The sequence below is a fragment of the Pseudomonas sp. ICMP22404 genome, from assembly GCF_006227205.1.
Classification (GTDB): domain Bacteria; phylum Pseudomonadota; class Gammaproteobacteria; order Pseudomonadales; family Pseudomonadaceae; genus Aquipseudomonas.
The window spans coordinates 1-215 of record NZ_VCNG01000084.1 but is presented as its reverse complement, the minus strand read 5'-3'; the positions used below and the strand labels follow the sequence as shown (position 1 = coordinate 215).

Annotated in this window: 1 protein-coding gene; it reads left to right on the top strand. The window is 59.5% G+C overall.

Annotation, left to right across the window (positions count from 1 at the left end):
• A partial coding sequence (locus FGE05_RS29740; protein ID WP_139650451.1) for an immunoglobulin-like domain-containing protein occupies nucleotides 1-215 on the top strand: 215 nt, incomplete at both ends.

Below are 215 nucleotides of genomic sequence, written 5' to 3'. Positions count from 1 at the left end.
AGCACCGTCAGCACCACCATCACCGGTGCGACCGGCGGTAACTTCGAAAACCTGGTTCCGGACACGACGCCTGCGGTCACCACGATCACCGATTCGGTGGACGACACTGGCTTGACCTTGAGCGCCAGCGAAACCATCACCGAAGGTGGTTCGATTGTTTACACCGCCACCCTGACCAACGCCGCTCAAACACCAGTCACCGTCACACTGAGCAA